Source organism: Pseudoglutamicibacter cumminsii (genome assembly GCF_003143995.1).
GTDB classification, from domain to species: Bacteria; Actinomycetota; Actinomycetes; order Actinomycetales; family Micrococcaceae; genus Pseudoglutamicibacter; species Pseudoglutamicibacter cumminsii_B.
Window position 1 is genome coordinate 114,404 of the sequence record NZ_QFWG01000005.1, and the last position, 17,972, is coordinate 132,375.

Annotated in this window: 15 protein-coding genes; 7 read left to right on the forward strand and 8 right to left on the reverse strand. The window is 60.6% G+C overall.

The window, feature by feature from the left end; translation table 11 throughout:
* Window positions 1-50 precede the first annotated feature (50 nt).
* On the forward strand, window positions 51-995 hold the full coding sequence (glpX, locus tag CAY35_RS05405; protein ID WP_375231757.1) for a class II fructose-bisphosphatase: 945 nt from the start codon (window positions 51-53) through the stop codon (window positions 993-995).
* Between the two features lie 104 nt (window positions 996-1,099).
* Here glpX and manA read toward each other — a convergent pair whose 3' ends face one another.
* From manA to CAY35_RS05425, 5 genes are all read right to left on the reverse strand, one after another.
* The gene (manA, locus tag CAY35_RS05410; protein ID WP_109303657.1) at window positions 1,100-2,362 is read right to left on the reverse strand and encodes a mannose-6-phosphate isomerase, class I; all 1,263 of its coding nucleotides are present in this window, start codon (window positions 2,360-2,362) and stop codon (window positions 1,100-1,102) included.
* Window positions 2,363-2,428: 66 nt separating this feature from the next.
* On the reverse strand, window positions 2,429-2,791 hold the full coding sequence (locus CAY35_RS09855; protein WP_258265646.1) for a hypothetical protein: 363 nt from the start codon (window positions 2,789-2,791) through the stop codon (window positions 2,429-2,431).
* Window positions 2,761-4,074 carry an LCP family protein gene (locus tag CAY35_RS05415; protein ID WP_258265647.1) on the reverse strand — a complete coding sequence of 438 codons (1,314 nt, stop codon included), beginning with the start codon at window positions 4,072-4,074 and terminating at the stop codon, window positions 2,761-2,763. The genes CAY35_RS09855 and CAY35_RS05415 overlap by 31 nt, the downstream gene beginning before the upstream one ends.
* 26 nt (window positions 4,075-4,100) lie before the next feature.
* A complete protein-coding gene (gene purE, locus CAY35_RS05420) occupies window positions 4,101-4,670 on the reverse strand; it encodes a 5-(carboxyamino)imidazole ribonucleotide mutase (RefSeq protein ID WP_258265648.1) in 570 nt (189 codons plus the stop codon).
* A complete protein-coding gene (locus CAY35_RS05425) occupies window positions 4,667-5,824 on the reverse strand; it encodes a 5-(carboxyamino)imidazole ribonucleotide synthase (RefSeq protein WP_109303658.1) in 1,158 nt (385 codons plus the stop codon). Before CAY35_RS05425 ends, purE begins: the two co-directional genes overlap by 4 nt.
* 139 nt (window positions 5,825-5,963) lie before the next feature.
* On the opposite strand from CAY35_RS05425, the gene CAY35_RS05430 reads away from it, so the two are divergent.
* On the forward strand, window positions 5,964-6,446 hold the full coding sequence (locus tag CAY35_RS05430) for a GtrA family protein (RefSeq protein ID WP_109303659.1): 483 nt from the start codon (window positions 5,964-5,966) through the stop codon (window positions 6,444-6,446).
* Between the two features lie 51 nt (window positions 6,447-6,497).
* On the opposite strand, the gene CAY35_RS05435 is transcribed toward CAY35_RS05430, so the two are convergent.
* On the reverse strand, window positions 6,498-7,376 hold the full coding sequence (locus tag CAY35_RS05435) for a TIGR03089 family protein (protein WP_109303660.1): 879 nt from the start codon (window positions 7,374-7,376) through the stop codon (window positions 6,498-6,500).
* Between the two features lie 333 nt (window positions 7,377-7,709).
* Here CAY35_RS05435 and CAY35_RS09955 point away from each other — a divergent pair, with 333 nt between their 5' ends.
* Genes CAY35_RS09955 through CAY35_RS05450 form a run of 3 tightly spaced genes read left to right on the forward strand, consistent with a single transcriptional unit; the run spans window position 7,710 to window position 13,412 of the window.
* Window positions 7,710-8,357, forward strand: coding sequence for a WhiB family transcriptional regulator (locus CAY35_RS09955; RefSeq protein WP_109303661.1), 648 nt, complete (start codon window positions 7,710-7,712; stop codon window positions 8,355-8,357).
* A gap of 29 nt (window positions 8,358-8,386) precedes the next feature.
* Window positions 8,387-11,815 (forward strand): glycosyltransferase, encoded by a 3,429-nt coding sequence (locus CAY35_RS09705; RefSeq protein ID WP_375231758.1) that lies wholly within the window; start codon window positions 8,387-8,389, stop codon window positions 11,813-11,815.
* Window positions 11,790-13,412 carry a DUF5719 family protein gene (locus tag CAY35_RS05450; protein WP_109303663.1) on the forward strand — a complete coding sequence of 541 codons (1,623 nt, stop codon included), beginning with the start codon at window positions 11,790-11,792 and terminating at the stop codon, window positions 13,410-13,412. Before CAY35_RS09705 ends, CAY35_RS05450 begins: the two co-directional genes overlap by 26 nt.
* Before the next feature lie 49 nt (window positions 13,413-13,461).
* On the opposite strand, the gene CAY35_RS05455 is transcribed toward CAY35_RS05450, so the two are convergent.
* Window positions 13,462-13,974, reverse strand: coding sequence for a metallopeptidase family protein (locus CAY35_RS05455; protein ID WP_109303664.1), 513 nt, complete (start codon window positions 13,972-13,974; stop codon window positions 13,462-13,464).
* Window positions 13,975-14,130: 156 nt separating this feature from the next.
* On the opposite strand from CAY35_RS05455, the gene CAY35_RS05460 reads away from it, so the two are divergent.
* Window positions 14,131-14,463: a DUF3499 family protein gene (locus CAY35_RS05460; RefSeq protein WP_375231755.1), complete on the forward strand. Its 333-nt coding sequence runs from the start codon at window positions 14,131-14,133 to the stop codon at window positions 14,461-14,463.
* A 92-nt stretch (window positions 14,464-14,555) separates the two neighbouring features.
* Window positions 14,556-15,893, forward strand: a complete 1,338-nt coding sequence (locus tag CAY35_RS05465; RefSeq protein WP_181377501.1) for a TIGR01906 family membrane protein — start codon at window positions 14,556-14,558, stop codon at window positions 15,891-15,893.
* Window positions 15,894-16,032: 139 nt separating this feature from the next.
* On the opposite strand, the gene CAY35_RS05470 is transcribed toward CAY35_RS05465, so the two are convergent.
* Window positions 16,033-17,907, reverse strand: a complete 1,875-nt coding sequence (locus tag CAY35_RS05470) for an AMP-dependent synthetase/ligase (RefSeq protein ID WP_109303667.1) — start codon at window positions 17,905-17,907, stop codon at window positions 16,033-16,035.
* Window positions 17,908-17,972: the final 65 nt, after the last annotated feature.

Consider the following 17,972-nt stretch of genomic DNA (forward strand, 5'->3'; position numbering starts at 1 on the left):
TTTCCCCTAAGCTGTCCGTTTCGTCGGCCGTTCCTGACCGGAACTTGGCGATGGAGCTGGTCCGCGTGACCGAGGTCGCGGCGATCGCATCCGCCCCGTGGGTTGGCCACGGCGACAAGAACGCAGCAGACGGCGCGGCTGTCGATGCGATGCGTGCGATGCTCACGACCGTTGACTTCAACGGTGTTGTGGTGATCGGTGAGGGCGAGAAGGATGAAGCCCCGATGCTATTCAACGGCGAGCACGTGGGTTCCGGTAACGGCCCAGAGGCCGATGTTGCGGTTGACCCGATCGACGGTACCCGTTTGACCGCGCAGGGCCTGAATAATGCGCTGTCCGTGATGGCTGTTGCTGAACGCGGGACGATGTACGACCCTTCGGCAGTGTTCTACATGGACAAGCTCGTGACCGGCCCGGAGGCCGCTGATTCGGTTGACCTGCGTTTGCCGATCGGCGAGAACATCCGTCGTGTGGCGAAGGCTAAGGGTAAGAAGCCGTCGCAGGTTACGGTGACCGTGCTGGATCGCCCTCGTCACGCTGACATGATCAAGGAGATCCGCGAGGCGGGCGCCCGTACCAAGCTGATCCTCGACGGCGATGTTGCCGGCGCGATCGCGGCGGCACGCCCTGACTCGGGCGTCGACATGCTCGTGGGTATCGGCGGCACCCCTGAAGGCATCGTGACCGCGTGCGCTATCCGCGCACTCGGTGGCGTGATTCAGGGCCGCTTGCACCCAACCGACGACGCCGAACGTGAGGCCGCGGAGAAGGCCGGCTTGGACGTCAACCAGGTCCTCTCGACCGAGGACCTCGTCACGACCGATAACTGCTATTTCGTCGCAACCGGTATCACCGAGGGTGACCTGCTGCGCGGTGTCCGCTACCGTGGCGACCGCATCGTGACCCAGTCGCTCGTGTTGCGCGCCAAGTCCGGTACGGTCCGCGAAGTAACCGCTGAGCACCGCGCTGACAAGTGGGACGGATTCACCCGCTAATACGGAGCACATCAAAAGCCGGAGTGCTTAACGTTGGTGGGGCGAGGATGAACCTTCATCCTCGCCCCACCAACGTTTAACCCGTTATCTGGAAATCTAAGTCGCTACCTGGTGATCGTGGCGGACGAGCCGGATGCAGCGGACGCAGGTTGCCGGTTGAGCGGGGTAGCGCACAGGTATGCGTGAGCATCCTCGTCCGCTTCGATCGAAAGCTCGCCTGCGGAGGCAGGGATGAAAGCGGACTCACCGCGGCCGAGCTGGATCTGGGTTCCATCGGCTCCGCGCACGGTGACGTTGCCCGCGAGCGCGATGATGCACGCCGGGCCCCGCAGTGAAATGTTCCCGGACGAGGCTCCCTTGATACGCACAAGCTCGAACTCGTCGAACTCGGTCGAGTACAGCTCGATGCCTGGCTTCTCTTGGTCTGGGCGAACCCACGTCGGTTCGAGTGAAGCGAAACGGACGATCGACATCAGCTCGTCAACGTTGATGTACTTGGAGGTCATTCCGCACCGCAAGACGTTGTCGGAGTTGCCCATGACCTCAACAGCAGTCCCGTGGAGGTATGCGTGGAGGTTCCCGGCTTGCAGTGCAACAGCTTGGCCTGGTTCAAGCTCAACATAGTTCAGTAGCAAGGACACCAGCACGCCGGAGTCGCCTGGATATTTCTGGTTGAGCCACGGAAGCAACGGAAGCATCGCGTCAACAGTACGAGCAGCTTCTTCGTCACGTTCAACGATCTGCACGGCGTCTGCAACAACGTCAGAAATGTTTTCAACCCCAGTCAACAAAAATGACAGGGCCGATTTGTAGTCCCGGTGCATCAAATGGGTAATGACAGTTTGCGCCACAGCTTGGGTGTCTTCACGTGAAGAATTGTCGCGGAGCAGAACCCAAGCAGGGATGCCTTTATCGGCAGACCGGAAGCCCGTCAACGCTTTGAATGGGGTGAGCGCAAGAATCATTTCCGGCTTAGGGCGTGGATCCTTGTACATCCGGTGTGGGGCATCGAGTGGAACACCCGAGCTCTGCTCGAGCATGAAACCAGCCTTCGCTTGCTGCGCGTCAGGGTGCACCTGCAACGACAGCGGAGCATCGGCAGACAGAACCTTCATCAAGAAGGGGAGGCTAACGCACTCAGCAGGCTGAGAAGCAACAACCTCAGGTCCCAAGTTCTCTTCCGGGTGTTCTTTGAGAACATCCGTCAGCGAACGGCCATTGCTCAGCAAACGGCTAGGTGCAGCTGGGTGGGAACCAATCCACAGTTCCGCCTCTGGGCGACCAGTCGGGGCATGCCCCAAAAGTTCCGCGAGCGCGGTAGGCGAACCCCAGTCATAGTCGCGGATGGAATTCTCCAACTTCTCCACGGCTATCACGTCTCCTGACTTCTACTTGCAAACGTACACCGCTAGGCTCGGCCGCTATAAGTCAGCTTAGCCCGCTTTGCACGAATCGTTGTTTTGAGCGATCTGCTCAATTCGGCCGGTGTCGCCGACGTACTCGAGTTCCTGCAGGTACTTCTCTGTAATCGGCGAACCGTCGCGTTGTGTTGTGATGACTTGATCATCCACCCCCAAAGAGGCCTCAGAGGAAGGTTCAGATGAACTCTGTGTAACTTCCGGTTTAGATTTCGCAGAAGACTGTTCCCCAGAATTCTTCGAAGCCGCCTCTTTCTTCTTCGGTGCAGACTTGCTAGAGGCGTTCTCTTGAACCTTCGCGCCGTCGTCCGTTGCCTTAGCAACTAATTGATCAATGCGCTGATGAATCAGATCGTAATCAGGGTATGTAGAGAACAAATCCCCAGCTTACCGAAATCCGGGGCGCCCAATGTGAGCTTCAAGAACTTATGCTTCCGGGTCTTCTCAGCAAGGCCGATGAACGAGCCGAGCTGAGACTGCGGAATGTTCGTGCGAACAATCTCTTCACCCGAATCCATAATCTGAGTGAAATTCGTCAAGACATTCTGCGGAGTGAACTGATTGATCATCGCCTGCTGCAAACACTGCTGACGGCGAATACGGTGATAATCCGTCGTGAAGTCACGCGAACGCGCAAACCATAGCGCTTGCTTGCCCGTGAAATGATGCTCGCCAGGGCTGAACCACTTGGTGCGCAAGCCCGTGTTCGGGTCCCGCTTCCCGTTATACGGAACCCAGCCACCCGACTCGATCGTCACGCCACCCAGCGCATCGATCAGGTGCTCGAAACCACCCATATCGACCGTCACATACATCTGAATCTTCAGCCCCGTGACAGCGCTGGCGGCCTCCATCGTCGCTACCGCGCCAGGGTCGTCAGTATCCGGATACTTGTCTGCATGCTGTTGCTCAACCGTTGGATAAATCGCGTTGAAAATACACGCGTCCCCACAGTTGAAACCGTTCGGATACACCTCGCGCATCGGTGAATCCTCAGGGAAAGGAGCGTTCTGAAGATTACGCGGAATGGAGATCACAACAGCCCGGCCGGACTTCGCATCAATCGACCACACCTGAGCCGAATCCGGCCGCAAACCAACACGAGACTTACCCGCGTCTCCGCCCAAAACCAAAATGTTGTAGCGGCCGTCAATCGGATCAACGGCAGGACCCGACGCGAAAATACTTCCCAGAGTCGCCTTGCTCTTAAACGCAACATACGAGCCGTAACCCAAGCCACCCGTCGTCACGACCACAGCCAACACCGTGAACGCAGTGATGATCCCACGCATCCCCGGAGCCAGCATCGTAGGCTTCGTAATCCGGTACGTGTGCACAAACAGCAGCAGCCAGCCCAAGGCAAGCGCCGCAAGCACGACGCCCACCAGAACCAAAACCCACGGCCGACTAAAGACATCGAGTAGCGAGCTGCGATTCATCAATGCCCACACGACCAACACGAGTAGCGCGACCCACACCGTTATGGTGACGGTCAGAGCCTTGCGGCCCAACCGTTTATAACCGGTGACAAGCTGCGCACCACCCGGAACAAGCAACGTCAACAACCACAAAATCCAAGCACGCTTAGAGCGGCCGGGGGCGTTCAACTGTTCCGGATCAGGGACTGATTGCGTCTTTAAGAGCTGGGACGAATCGTTCACACTCAAAACCTATATATAGCTACGGCCTACTGCGCAGAAGACTCGGCGGCGCGCTTCTCAGACAGGGCACGGCCCTTAGCCTCAGCGCCCGCACGCATCTGCTCAGCATAATCAGCCAACGCGGCAGAAATACGCGACGCCTCCTCGCCAGCGCCGCAACCCAAAATCCGGGCCGCATACAAGCCAGCGTTCTTCGAGCCATCGACCGCCATCGTCGCAACCGGAACACCACCCGGCATCTGAACGATCGAGAGCAAAGAATCCAAACCATCAAGATTCTTCAAGCTCACAGGCACACCTATGACCGGCAGGGTCGTGACCGACGCCAACATGCCCGGCAAATGCGCCGCGCCACCCGCGCCAGCGATGATGACCTCGAAACCCTTCGACTTCGCATCCGTACCGAACTGGATCATCTGATGCGGCATCCGGTGAGCCGAAACAACATCCACGAAATACGGGATACCCAACTCATCCAAAACATCAGCGGCCGCCGACATCGTAGGCCAGTCAGAATCCGACCCCATCACAATCGCAACGCGAGGCTGCTTCGCCCCACCAGAAACAACAGAGTTAGTAGAAACAACAGAGCTCATGCTGAGAATCCTTCACTCATGATGTTCGCGGCAACGCGCGCCTTCTCACGCACATCGTCCACGCTCTCACCTTCGAAACCAACACGGTTAACATGGCCGATCTTGCGGCCAGGGCGAACCGACTTGCCGTAAACATGCACCTTAACCTGCGGATCCGAAGCCAACGCATGCGGCAAAGCGGCCGCGAGGTCCTCATTCGATCCGCCCAAGAAGTTCTTCATCACCGCAACAGGCGCCAACGGCTCAGGGGAACCCAACGGAAGATCAGCGACCGCACGCAGATGCTGCTCAAACTGGCTCGTCACCGCGCCATTCTGAGTCCAGTGACCCGTGTTGTGCGGGCGCATCGCAAGCTCATTGATCAGGAAGCCGGGGCCACGGCCGGGAGTCTCGAACAGCTCGACCGCCAAGACGCCCGTCACTCCAAGCTCAGACGCGATGGTCAGGGCGGTCTGCTGGGCGGCCTGAGCGGTTTCCGTGGAAAGATCCTGCGCCGGAGCGATCACCTCATCGCACACACCAGCAACCTGGATCGTGTGAGCAACAGGCCACGCGGCCGTCTCACCCGACGGGCGGCGAGCAACCAAAGCAGACAACTCGCGTGAGAAATCCACCAATTCCTCACACAAAACCTGACCGCGCTCAAACCACTCGCTGATCCGCTCAGCATCGTCAGAGGAATCCAACTTCTCAACGCCCTTGCCGTCGTAACCGCCATGAGGGGTCTTAGCGATGATCGGCCAACCGGCCTTCTCACCGAACGTGACCACATCATCTGCCGTGTCAGCCGCGCACCACAGCGGATTCGGCAGCCCCAAGCGTTCAACGGCCTCGCGCATCACAATCTTGTCCTGGGCATGAATCAACGCATCCGGGCCAGGATGGACACGCACACCCTTATCGACGAGCTCGTGCAAGATCTCAGCTGGAACATGCTCATGATCAAACGTCACAACGTCCACAGACTCAGCGAAATCCAGGACAGTCTGCCGGTCCTTATAGTCACCCACCGGCGCATGAGCCACAGCCCGCGCGCTCGGCGTCTCTTCTGATTCACACAGAATCGAAAGCTCGATGCCCAAGTTCAGGGCCGCAGGAGCCATCATCCGGGCAAGCTGCCCGCCGCCAATCACACCAATGCGCAAAGTTTTCATCCTTTCTAGTCTAAGATAAAGCGCTTGTAGCCCACTGCTCATCCGAGCAAGCCCGGTGTGACATGTAACCCACCGTGAAGCCGTGGGAACAATTCACCAAAAGCGACGACACAGCCGCCATTTATCCAGGAGGAAAAGCATGCTGCGAACCCTATGGGCCAAAATGCGTACCCTCGTTGAAATTTTGTGGCGTGAAGTCGCTAAGTTTGGTGTGGTCGGCGCGGTCGCGTGGGTTATCGACACGGCCGTGTTCCTGTGGCTCATCAAAGGCCCTATGAACGACGCTGAAGTCTGGGCTAAAGGCTGGGCGACCGTTGTCGCCTCGATCTTCTCGTGGGCGGCGAACCGCTGGTGGACCTTCCGTCACCGCCGCAACAACCGGTGGGTGCGTGAACTTGTGCTGTTTGCCGTCATGAACGCAATCGGCCTCCTCATCGCGGCCGGATGCGTGTTCTTCACCAAATACGTGCTCCAGATGACCAGCCCGACGGCGCTGTTCATCGCAGGCTCGGTTGTGGGACTCATCCTCGGGACCATCTTCCGCTTCATCGCGTACCGCTTGTGGGTCTTCAATGAGTCGAAAGAATCGAAGCACGAAGACCGCCACGAGGTCACGCTCTAAAGCGGCGCTGTGTTCTCAGCCGTAGCGGTGCGGACCGAATAGTGCCGCGTTCTATGCGGTAGCGGCGCGTGTGATCCGCTCCTGGGCGCGCAAATTATCAGCCGGCGCGCCATCCACCAAAACATCAGGCGCAACCAGAACAAGTGAGCCCTCAGGCTGGCACGCCAAAAGCGACGCAACAGCGGCCGACCAGCCGCGCTCTGCGTTAGCGCCGCCTACCGCAAGCCACGAGACCGAAGCATCTGCGCCATCGGCGGCCTCAGCGGCAAGCAAGTGTTCGAGCGAAGCGGAGTCCACGCCGTCGACATCCCACGAAGACTGCGCGGCGTTCGCGGCAGAAAACATCAAAGCATCCGGCTGGGCGCGAACCTCAGCGGCGTGATCAACCATGCCCTCCGGGAGATCGCCAGGGAAAGAAACCGCGAGCGCCTCCAGCGTTACTGCCAAAACCTCGGGAGCGGACATGTGCTCCGACGGGCGGTTGGTTATGACAAGATCGGCGTCCTTTGCGCGATCCGTGACAGTGGCCCCTAAAGACAACGCGGCCAACGCAAGCGGAAGCGTGCGCCAATGAGGCGGAACATCCAAACACACGGTATCGCCCGGGCCGAGGCCGAACTCCATCTCAAGCAAACCGCAGTTCTTGGCCCACCAATTAACAAGCACTCGGCCCGATAGTTCGATGCGGGGGCCAGCCGAATGGTCAATCAGCAGAGGACTAGGGGACGAGCCACGCTCAGCGAGAGCCGACAGCGCGTCTGGGATTGTGGGTGCGGAAGGCTGGTGCGGATGTGAAGAGGAACTCGAGATAGGAGCCATGCCTCTATTGTGCTTCATGGCGCTGTGTTTCAAGGTGCTGAGGCCCTGTGCTTCGACGACGCTCGAACGCTGCGCTTCAAGGTGCTCAAGCGAGGGCTGGGTGCGGCTCATATTCGCGATTTGGCATAAATTCACCCGCAGTTCTCAGCTAATTCAAAGGTTCATATGTATCGTGCTTGGGCGAAGCTAAATCAGGCCTGATCTTGCTACAAAACGCGGGTGAGGGAAGATTTTCAGCAAACTGGCATTTGACGAAACCGACTTACATGGATGTAATTATGTATGTGCACAAGGCACACCACTGTGCCTCAGGGTGTTCGATCATGACTGGCTAGTAACCAAGAAAACGGTTGCCGCAACAGTCACGCGAAGGCCCTGGGTAGAAGAGCATCGGCCCCGATGCTCCCGGTGGATCTGAAGTCTGGATGAAGGGACGCATGACACATGGCACAGCGTGACCGCTACGAGCTCGCGGAAGGGCGCGAGAAACGAGCAGTTGTTACGCGCGATGTGCCCGGCGACTGGTTCCTCGACCCAGCAGATCCAGAGGCCAGCACCCGCTACAACAGCAACCTCGACCTCGAAGAAGCAGCCACGGCTTTGCTCGCCGCGCACTCGCCGGCCGAGACCTCAGAAGCTGATACGCCGGAAGCGCTGGCCACCGTAACGCCACTGCACTCCGATGTTTATGATGTCGATGCTTCCGACGTAACTGACGCAGAGCAGCAGCCATCGGCCCAGACCGACGCCGCATCCGCATCGGGCCTTGTGGAAGCCGCACCGAACAGCGGCGCACGACCTGCCGAGGTGCAGAAACCTTCTTCGCAGCAGTTCGTTTCCCTCGTCGAATTCATGGGCATGGACGACGAAGGTGAACTCGGCTGGCAGACCCAGGCACTGTGCGCGCAGACCGATCCGGAAGCATTCTTCCCGGAGAAGGGCGGCTCAACGCGCGACGCCAAGAAGGTGTGCGGATCGTGTGCAGTCCGTGCAGAATGCCTCGAATACGCCCTCAAAAACGATGAACGCTTTGGCATCTGGGGTGGGATGTCCGAGCGTGAACGTCGTCGACTTCGAAAGCAGGGAGCCTGATCGCTAGCTCAGCTCATGTAACAGCCGTCATCGTCACGCATGACGCCGCATCGTTCTTACCGGCCACGGTCGAAGGTCTTCTGACCCAGACCCGGCCGGTCGATGCGTTATATGGCGTCGACGCGGGTTCTCAGGATGGATCTGCCGAGCTGTTGAAGGAGCTCCTCCCCGAATCTGCGAAGGTTCTGGAAGCACCTGGGGCGCATTTCGGAGGCGCTGTTCAGCGGGCTGTTGACCACATGCCGGCTCCAGCTGAGGACCATTCGAACGAGTGGCTGTGGTTCATCCATGACGATTCCGAGCCTGCCCCTGATGCACTCGAGCTGATGCTCGAGGAGATCAGCAAGTCTGAATCGACCGCGATCGCAGGCGCTAAACAAGTGGATGCGACGGACCGTGTCCACTTGCTTGATGCTGGTTTGAGTTTGACCCGCCGTGGTGAACGGTTCGCGGGTGTTGGTCTTGAAGAGAAGGACCAGGGCCAGTACGACATGTACACGGACCGGTTGGGTGTGAACTCTGCCGGCATGTTGATTCGCCGCGACGTGTTTGAGGAGCTAGGCGGTTTCGATCCGGCTCTTCCTGGCGTGGGTGATGACGTCGATCTGGGGCGTCGCGCGTGGCTGGCTGGGTACCGTGTGGTGCTTGTGCCGGGTGCGTACATGTATCACCGTCCTGACGTGGTCAAGGAGATCGCGGGTGAGGACGCCCAGTATGCTGCGGCTCAGTACACGAGGCTCAAGTATGCGGCGCCGTTCACTTCGCTACTCCTGGGGCTCTGGATGGTGGTCTCGGGCCTGGGTAGTGCTTTGTTCCGTTTGGTTGCGGGTGACACGCACACGGCGGGGCTTGAATTCCGGCATGCGTTCGCGCCGTTGACTCGCGCCGGGTCGGTGCGTCGCGGCCGAAAGGGCGTGCGCCGTGTTCGGCGAGTTCCGCGTTCGAGCGTCAACCGGCTTTTGGTGGATCGTTCGCAGTATCGGGACCATCAGCGGGCGATTCGCGATGGCTTGATGCTCAATGACGCCGAGCTTCAGACGAGCGACGCCGTAGGTGCCGAAGCGAGCGGCGATGATGATTCGTTCGACGCGGCGGCGGCTGATGGCCGCACGACCCGCGGTGTTGCTGCCGGGGTTATTGCGGTTGCTCTTGCCGCGATGGTGGGAACGGTAACGTTCCGTGGCCTGATCTTGGCTCACGGTGTTGCGGGTGGTTCGCTTGTGACTCCGAGTGGGGATTTGTCGCACATGTGGCATGCCGCTACCGCTCCGTGGGCTAGCGAGATGTTCGGTATGGCTTCTGGCCCGGATGCTTTCGCAGGGGTTTTGTTCTGGCTAGCTTTGGTGAGCGGCGGCAACGCCCCGATGGGTATTGTTGTCGCGTATTTCCTCGCGTTGCCGGCTACCGCATTGTCGATGTGGTGGGCTTTGCGCCTCGTGACGCGTGTTCCGTCTTTCCGTGGCATCGGTGCTTTGGTGTGGGCTTTGGCTCCGGTGTTTGCGGTGGGCTTGACACAGGGGCGGATTGCTCCAGCGCTGGTGCATGTTGTGCTTCCGCTGTTGGTTTACGCGTTGGCGCGTGCGGTGGGCGTGCGCGGCGCGGTGGGTGCCGCATCGTATTCGGAGGGCGAGGGGCGTCCTTCGTGGCCTTCGGCTGTGTTTGCGAGCGTGCTCGCAGTTCTGGTGGTTGCGGCTGAGCCGTTGTGGCTTGTGCCGTTGGTGCTGTTCACGGTCGTTTCTGCAGTGGTTGCGCGGAGGGCCCGGGTTCTTGCGTGGGTCCCTGTTCCGGCTTTGATCGCGTCTGCGCCGACGATTCTCGACGTTGTGCGGACTCCTCGCGCTCTGCTGGCGCAGCCTGGATTGCCGTTGGCAGGTGAGCCTGCGCCGGCGTGGCAGGCTTTGTTGGGTTTCCCTCTGGGGTTCGATGCGAGTTCTGCTGTAGCAGGATGGGGTTGGCTTCCTGAAGGATTCGGGGCGCTGGTTGTTGCTCTGGTGTGCGGTGTTCCGCTTCTGCTGGTGGGCCTGGTTGGTTTGGTTGCGCCTGGGAAGGCGACCACGTGGGTTCGTGTTCTGGCTCTTGTCGCGCTGGTCGTGTTCGCGGGCTCGGTTGCTGCTAGCTGGTTGGCGGCGAGCGCGACTGGCGGACAGCTGACTCACTACTATGTGGGTTCCGCTGTGAGCCTCGTATGGCTTGTTGCGGTGTTTGCTGCTGGGGCGATGCGTGAGACTGGCACTGTCCGGATACGGGCTGGTTTTTATCGGACTCGTTTTGTGGGCCGCTTGGTTGCGTGGTCGGTTCTGGTGGCGGTTGTCGCGAGTGCGTCCGTGTGGATTGCTCCGATGACGCAGTCGGGTACGGAAGCTGCGGATTCTGAGCGCGGTTTGGGCGTGCAGCAACGTGTGCATTCGGTGGCTGAGACGACTCTTCCCGTGACGGCGGCCGACCGTGGCCTGGGTCCGTTCGAGGAACGGACTTTGGTTTTGACGGGCGCTGAGGACGGTCTGTTCCGCGCGAATGTTGTGGGCGGCGACGGTCTGCGTCTTGAAGAGGTTCGTTTGCGTCAGAACGCGAGCGCGCTTGCAGGCGATGTGTTTGATCCGGCTGGTGGGGCGCTGGCGAAGCCGGCGAAGGCTCAGCGTCTGGTTAAGGAAGCTGTAGCTGGTTTGGTGTCTGCCGACGGTGGCGATGTGACTGAGACGTTGCGTCAGCTGGGTGTTGGTTACATCGTGATGAAGTCTGGTCCTGATAACGCCGCGGTTGCCAAGAACCTTGATTCTATTCCGGGCATTTCAGCGGTGACGCGTGGCGAACGTGCGGCATCGTGGCTGTGGCAGGTGGATCCGTCGGAGAAGGGTCAGACCTTGTATGAGTCCACTGGGTCTGTGACGTCCCTTGTGCGTGTTGAGGCCGCTGACGGTTCGGTTCTTCAGCTGCTTGAGAGTAAACATGCCCGGGTCGAGGATGCCTCTATCGAGGGTTCGACCAATAGCTCAGTGGGTTCTGACGAGGAAGAAGCTGACGGTCGTCTGGTGGTTATGGCCGAGAATTACGATGCCGGCTGGACCGCCACGCTGAACGGTGAAGAACTGCAGCCGCAGAAGTACAAGGGCTGGATGCAGGCCTTTGAGCTTCCGGAAGGCGGCGGAACGTTGAACATCACGTATTCGACGTGGTGGCATACCCCGTGGATCATTCTTTCGGGGGTCGTCGTGGCGTTTTGTGCGTTGTCGATGATGCCGATGCCACGTGGCTGGCGCAACCGTGTTCGGTACCAGCCGGTGTATCGCGCGCCTTACGTGCCGGGGGAGGCTCCTGAAGAGAAGCCTGAACCGGAATCTGAGCCGGAAACGGAAGCGGCGCCAGAAACTGAGCCAGCGCCAGAAGCTGCATCGGAATCTGATGCGGAACCTGTTGTAGCGGAGGAGGGCGAGCATGAGCGAAAAGAAGAGCAAAACTGAGGTCTCCTCGGCGGTCAGGCCTCGTTCGAAGGCCGTGTTCGCTTCCGTTGCTGGTGTTGCGTTAGTTGCGGCGTTCGGCGGGGTCGCGGTCGCTGACCATATGCTTGCCCCGGAGGGGCAGAGTGATGGTATCGAGGTCGAGGCTACGTCCCTTCCGGTGACACAGAGCACGTTTGTGTGCGGGCCGACCATTGCCGCTGTTTCTTCGCAACAGGGGGCTACGGATTCGGCGTATGCGCCGGGCGCTGACCAGGCGGCGTCGACGTTGCGTGGTGTTGCTTTGGGGGATCGCGGGATGCGTGTCCCGGGAGCGCGAATTGTCAGTGGTGACACTACTGCGGAGCTTTCGAAAAACCTCCCGGAAGAGGAAGCGCTCAAGGTCTCTACCCGCAACGAACAAGGGCTTTCGGGAACCAAGTCCGTCAACAAGGGCGGCGTTAAAGCGCAGGATTCGGCGTGGTTCACGGTCCAGGGCCTGGGAGGTAAAGCCTCGCCAGCCGCTGGTGTGCGAACCATCAGCCAGAAGGACGGAGACCTCGAAGGTTTCGCGAGCGTCCCCTGCACCGCTCCAGCAACTTCGCACACGATCGTGGGCGGCTCCACTACGCTGGGCCAGGCCGCTGTCTTGGTCGTGACGAATACTCAGCAAGCCACAGCATCGGTGCACGTTAAGGTTGCAACGAAGGACGGGGCGAGCGCTTCGGGTATCCCGCAGTTTACGCTCAACCCGGGGGATACCCGCACGATCAATCTTGCGGCGGCGGCTTCGGATTCTGAGGCTATCGCTGTGGCTGTGACGTCGACGGGGGCGCCGGTGCGTGCCGCGGTGTCCCAGACCGTCTTGAGGGGCTTGGTCCCCGGCGGTATTGACAGTATTGAAGCGCAAACCGAGCTCGGCCGGAAAGTTGTGATCCCGGGTGTCCAGTCGCAGGATCCTGCGGCGGACCGTTCTGCAGCTAAAGCCGAGGACTCGGGGGACCTGACGCCGTCCGTCGTTGTTTATAACCCTTCGGCAACGCAGACGGAAGCGAAACTACGGGCCTTCCGGGACGACGGAACCTCGGTAGACCTTGGAACAGTCAAGGTCGACGGGCAAAGCGTGGGGTGCGTAGCGACGGATGCTCTGCCGGCGGGCGTGTATTCGATTGTCGTCGAGGCCGATCATCCGGTTGCCGCGACTGCTCGGATGCTCCGCGGCCAGGACGCGAACAAGGCTCACGACGTCGCTTATATCCCGGGAACCCCGGCGCTGGGGAGCCAGAACGTGGTTGCTGTTCCGGAACATGGCGAGGCCCGGTTGCGGATCTTCGCGGCTGACGATGCGGTTGTTACTGTCACGCCGGTGCTGCGCAACGGCTTGATGGGTAAAGCCGAGCGGGTCGACGTGGGCGCTCACCGGACCGTTGATATTGAAGCTCATAAGGACGCGGTGGGCTGGCATGTCGCCTCGAACCGTGGCGAAGCGTACGCCTCGGTCGTCACGACCCAGGGCGTTGGGATCGGTGCGATGAGTGTTCTGGGAGCGGACCAGTCGAACGCTACCGTCAAGGTCGATCTAGGCCCTGTTGCGCCGCGGACGGTCAGCGGCGAATACTGAGCTGCGTTTAACGGCCGGGCCCTAACGGCCAGGCCCTAACGGTTGGGGTCTAACGGTTGGGGCCGGTCCCGTATATCGGGTCGATGTCTTCCGGCGGGACGTTGAGGAATTCGCTCACGAGCTCGATCACCACATCAGCGACGATGTGCGCGAGGTGGTGCTCGTCGAGCGCCGCGGTTTCCAGGGGCCTGCGGAACAGGACAACGTTGCGCGTGCTGTTCCGTGGATTCGTGCGTTCTTGCCTCACGGTTGCAACACCGAGGGGCGTGGTTTCTCCACGGGAAACAGCCCGCTCGAGGGAAGCATCGCTCGGAACCGTCCGCACCGCAAAGTTGATGCCTTCGAGCTGTTCGCCCCACGTTTCAAAGAGCCGGTCTACGACTTCCCACATGATCTCTTCGACGACCTGCTGGCGGTGCGGAGCGCCTGGCGCCATCGGCGGGAGGACGTTGCCACGCCATCGACCGCGGAGCTCAGCGCGGCGACGCTGGCTACCGATGCTGGCCGCGCGCGAGGTCAACGCCCCGGTGCGGCGCGGATGCGGGTCGATGTTCCAACTCATAACGTCAGCATATCGGCGGGCTAGCGGTGCTGAGAGTCACCTCGGGTCTGCGGCCGTGCCTCCGCATCTTTAGCGGGTGCCGCTAGTACGCTTGCAAACGTGGAATCTCAACGTTTTTGTTCTCGTCCAGGGTGCGGCAGGGAGGCGTACGCAACCTTGACGTATGCATACGCAGACTCCACCGCTGTGCTCGGCCCTTTGGCTCTCAAGGCTGAGCCTCACGCTTACGATTTGTGCCGTCACCACGCCGACCGTTTGTCGGTCCCGTTGGGGTGGGAGCTGTTGCGACTTGATATCCCGGAGCAGCGCAAGCCTCTCTCCAAGGACGACATGTATGCCTTGGCGGATGCTTTGCATCAAGAAGCTCAAAGGGATCAGGAGCAAGCGGAGCGAACGGCTCCGCGTCGTTCACGTGAACGTCTCGGTGGGGAGAACGCTCCGCCGCCTGCTAAGCCGGGACTGCATTTGGTTCGTAACGACGACGACTAACACTTTTCGCGGCAGCTCTCATAGCCACCCGCACCCAAGATTTTTCTCAACGCACAAGATTTTTCTCAACGCATATGGCGGAAGGACCTTCGATGTCGCAGAACAACCCTGATCCTCGTCACGAGGATGGAGGCGAGCAGATCCCGGCGGATGCCGTGAAGCTGCCGGAGCCTCCATCGCCTGAGGACGCACCGTCGCCTGAGGGGGCTCCAACGTTTGAGGAGGCTCTAGTGCCGAAGGAGGTGCCGCCCGCCCCGTCGGTGGACGATGCCGGTGCTCCAGCTGAGGTTGCGGATGCTCCGGCTGACGATGCGGAAACTATGTTTTCGACGCGTCGCTTGGCTCGCACTCGTGACGATGAAGAGGCTGCTAAGGGCTCCGCTGAAGGTAATGTTGCCGGTGCCGATGATGCTACTGGTGCAAATGATCCAGACGCTACGCAGGCTTTCCCGCCTGTTGCTGAGCACGCTTCGGAAGAACCTGTCGCAGTGGGCGGCCCGGAGGATATGGATGCGACTCGGACGTTGACGCCGCAGCCGTTGGCCCCGGGTGAGCAGAAACGTGACCTTTCTGGAACGTCTGGCCCGGTCCGGCCTTCTCAGCTGGGCGCCTACACGCCGATCCCTGACGGGAACACGGAAGGGTTCAGCGAGGAAACCTCGCGCGACACCGTGGCGGCGAGCCTCGACTACAAGCCAGTCTTCCCGCGCATCCTGCAGTGGGTTGTTGCGATCCTGACCCCGTTCGTGTTGCTTGCCGGCGCAGTCCGGCTCGTTGCTTCCACGGGTGTCATGTGGCTCATCTACCACGTTCCGGGTTTCCCAGCGGATCAGGCCGGGTTCACCACGAAGGATCGTGTGCTGAACGGCTCGTACGGCGTGGACTACCTCAACAACTTCGCGGGCAGTAAGTATCTTTCCCAGGTTCAGACGGAGAACGGTCCGCTGTTCACAGCTAACGAGGTCTCGCACATGGCTGACGTGAAGTCGCTCGTGCAGCTGTGCTACCTCGTCGGCGTGATTGCGCTTGTGCTGTTGCTCATCAGCTTCATCATTCTGGGCAAGACCTACCCGGGTGGCATTCGCCGCGGCCTGTTCGCGGGCTCGATCGTGACGTTCGTTTTGGTGATCGCGGTAGCTGTCTTGGCTGTTCTCGGCTGGGACGAGTTCTTCGTCGGCTTCCACCAGTTCTTCTTCTCGCACGGCAACTGGCAGTTCGCGTGGGATGACTCGCTGATCCGCCTGTACCCGCCGATGTATTGGATTTACTCGGCTGGCGTGCTCGGCGGCCTGCTGTTGATCGGCAACCTTGTTCTGATGTTGACGACATGGCCAACGCGCCGCCGCCGCGAGCGCTCCCGCGAGCAGATGGAAGAGAAGCGTAACGGCTCGGACTACGTCATTGAATACGACGCCTTCGACGAGCGGTAACCGAACTCTTCAGCGCATCAACCGCTGACGCCACGCAACGATGCGGGCGGCACCTGAATCATTCCGGTGCCGCCCGCATCGTTGTTGGATCGGATCGCTCTCAACGCGCTGATTGCGCTTGCGATACATCGCCGCTGGTTTATTTGCGCTTGCGATACATCTCAGCGATGGTGTCGGCGTACTGTTCGTAGACCTTCGGGCGGCGCACCTTCATCGACGGGGTGAGGGTGCCGTCGTCTTCGTTGAAGTCCTCTTCGAGGATCACGAACTTCCGGATCGATTCAGCGCGGGACACGGTCGCGTTGGCGCGGTTGATGTACGACTGGATTTCTTCGTGGACGCGGCTGTTATTGAGGGCGTCGCTGAAGCGTGCCACGCCGGAGACTTTCTCGGCCTTCGCCCAGATCTGTAGCTCCTCTTCGTCGAGGGTTACGAGCGCGGAGACGAACGGCTTGTCATCGCCCACAAGCACAACCTGGGAGACGATACGGCCTTCGCGCACGATCTCCTCGAGCGGACCCGGGACAACGTTCTTGCCGCCCGCGGTGACGATGATGTCCTTCTTACGGCCCGTGACCGTGAGGAAGCCATCTTCGTCAAGCTCGCCGAGGTCGCCGGTCGCGAAGAATCCGTCTTCGTCGAACGCTTTCTCTGTGGCTTCTGGGTTGTTCCAGTAGCCTGCGAAAACGCCGATGCCTTTCGCGAGGATCTCGCCGTCGTCTGCGATGCGCACGCAGGTTCCGGGGATCGGCAGGCCAACCGAGCCGACGCGTTGTTTACCCGGCATGTTGACGGTCAGCGGCGCCGTGGTTTCGGTGAGTCCATAGCCTTCGAGGACGCCGAGGCCGATCGCGTTGAAGAAGTGCGCGAGGTCGGGGAACAGGGGTGAAGCGCCGGAGATCGAGTAGCGCACTTCGCCGCCCATGATCTCGCGGATCTTGGGGTACACGAGTTTGTTGTAGAGCCGGTATTCGGTTGCGTGGAGCGGGTTGACGCGTGGCTTAGGTTTGCCGCGGCGCACGAGGTCCTGGGCACGGCCTCGTCGGGTCGCTACGTAGCGTGCGCGCCGGAAGATGAAGCCCTTGCCGTCGGCTTCTGCCTTCGCGAGCCCACCGGCCATGAGTTTTTCGTAGATGCGCGGTACCGCGAGCAGGAACGTCGGTTTGATGTTCGGAAGGTCTCGCGTGACGGTGTGAGGTGAGCAGTGCGAAACCGTGACGTCGCGGTACATGCACGCGTGTTGCACGGCGCGGGCAAGAATATGGGCCAGCGGGAGGAACAGCGCTGTGCGGCCGTTGTTCCCAACAACCTCGCTGAGGTGCTCGACGAGGTTGACGGCTACCAGCGAAATGTTGCCGTGGGTAATGATGCAGCCCTTGGGTCGGCCGACGGTTCCGGAGGTGTAGACGAGGGTCGCGGGGTCGTCGAGGCCAGGACGGCTACGGCGGCGGTCGACTTCGTCGTCCGGGACGGCGGAGTCTCGCCCTGAGGCCATGAGGTCGGCGAGGCCCGCGCCGATCGGCACGCCGTCGTAGAGGACGGTGGCCGGGTGCCCGGCTTCATTGGCGACGTCCATGCGGAGGTGGCGGGGCGCCTTGTCCGCCGGCAGGTTGGCGACGGCTTGCGCGGCCGGGTCTGACGCATCGGGGGTCTGGGTGAGGATGTGGGACGCCCTGGAGTCGGTGAGGATCCATTCGATCTGTGAGATCGAGGAGGTCTCGTAGATCGACACAGAGATGCCGCCTGCGAACCACGCGGCTTGTTCCGCAAGCGCCCATTCGAAGGACGTTGGCGCCATGATCGCGAGCACGGAACCTTCTTCGAAGCCGTTAGCGATGAGGGCCTTCGCGAGGTCGGTCACGAGGCGTTTGTAGTGCGCTGCTGTGACGTCTACCCACTTGTCAGTATCGGGGTCGTAGACGGAGTAGACAGGCAGTGGCTTGTTGCGTGCAATCCGGTCTAGCAACAGCTGTGGCGTGTTGTAGCTGGATGGCAGCGTCTCAAGTTGCGGCATGCACCGTTCGCGCACTGTTTCTCCTGGTTGTTAGGTGGATGGAAACGGGTAGGTCTGAGAGTAGT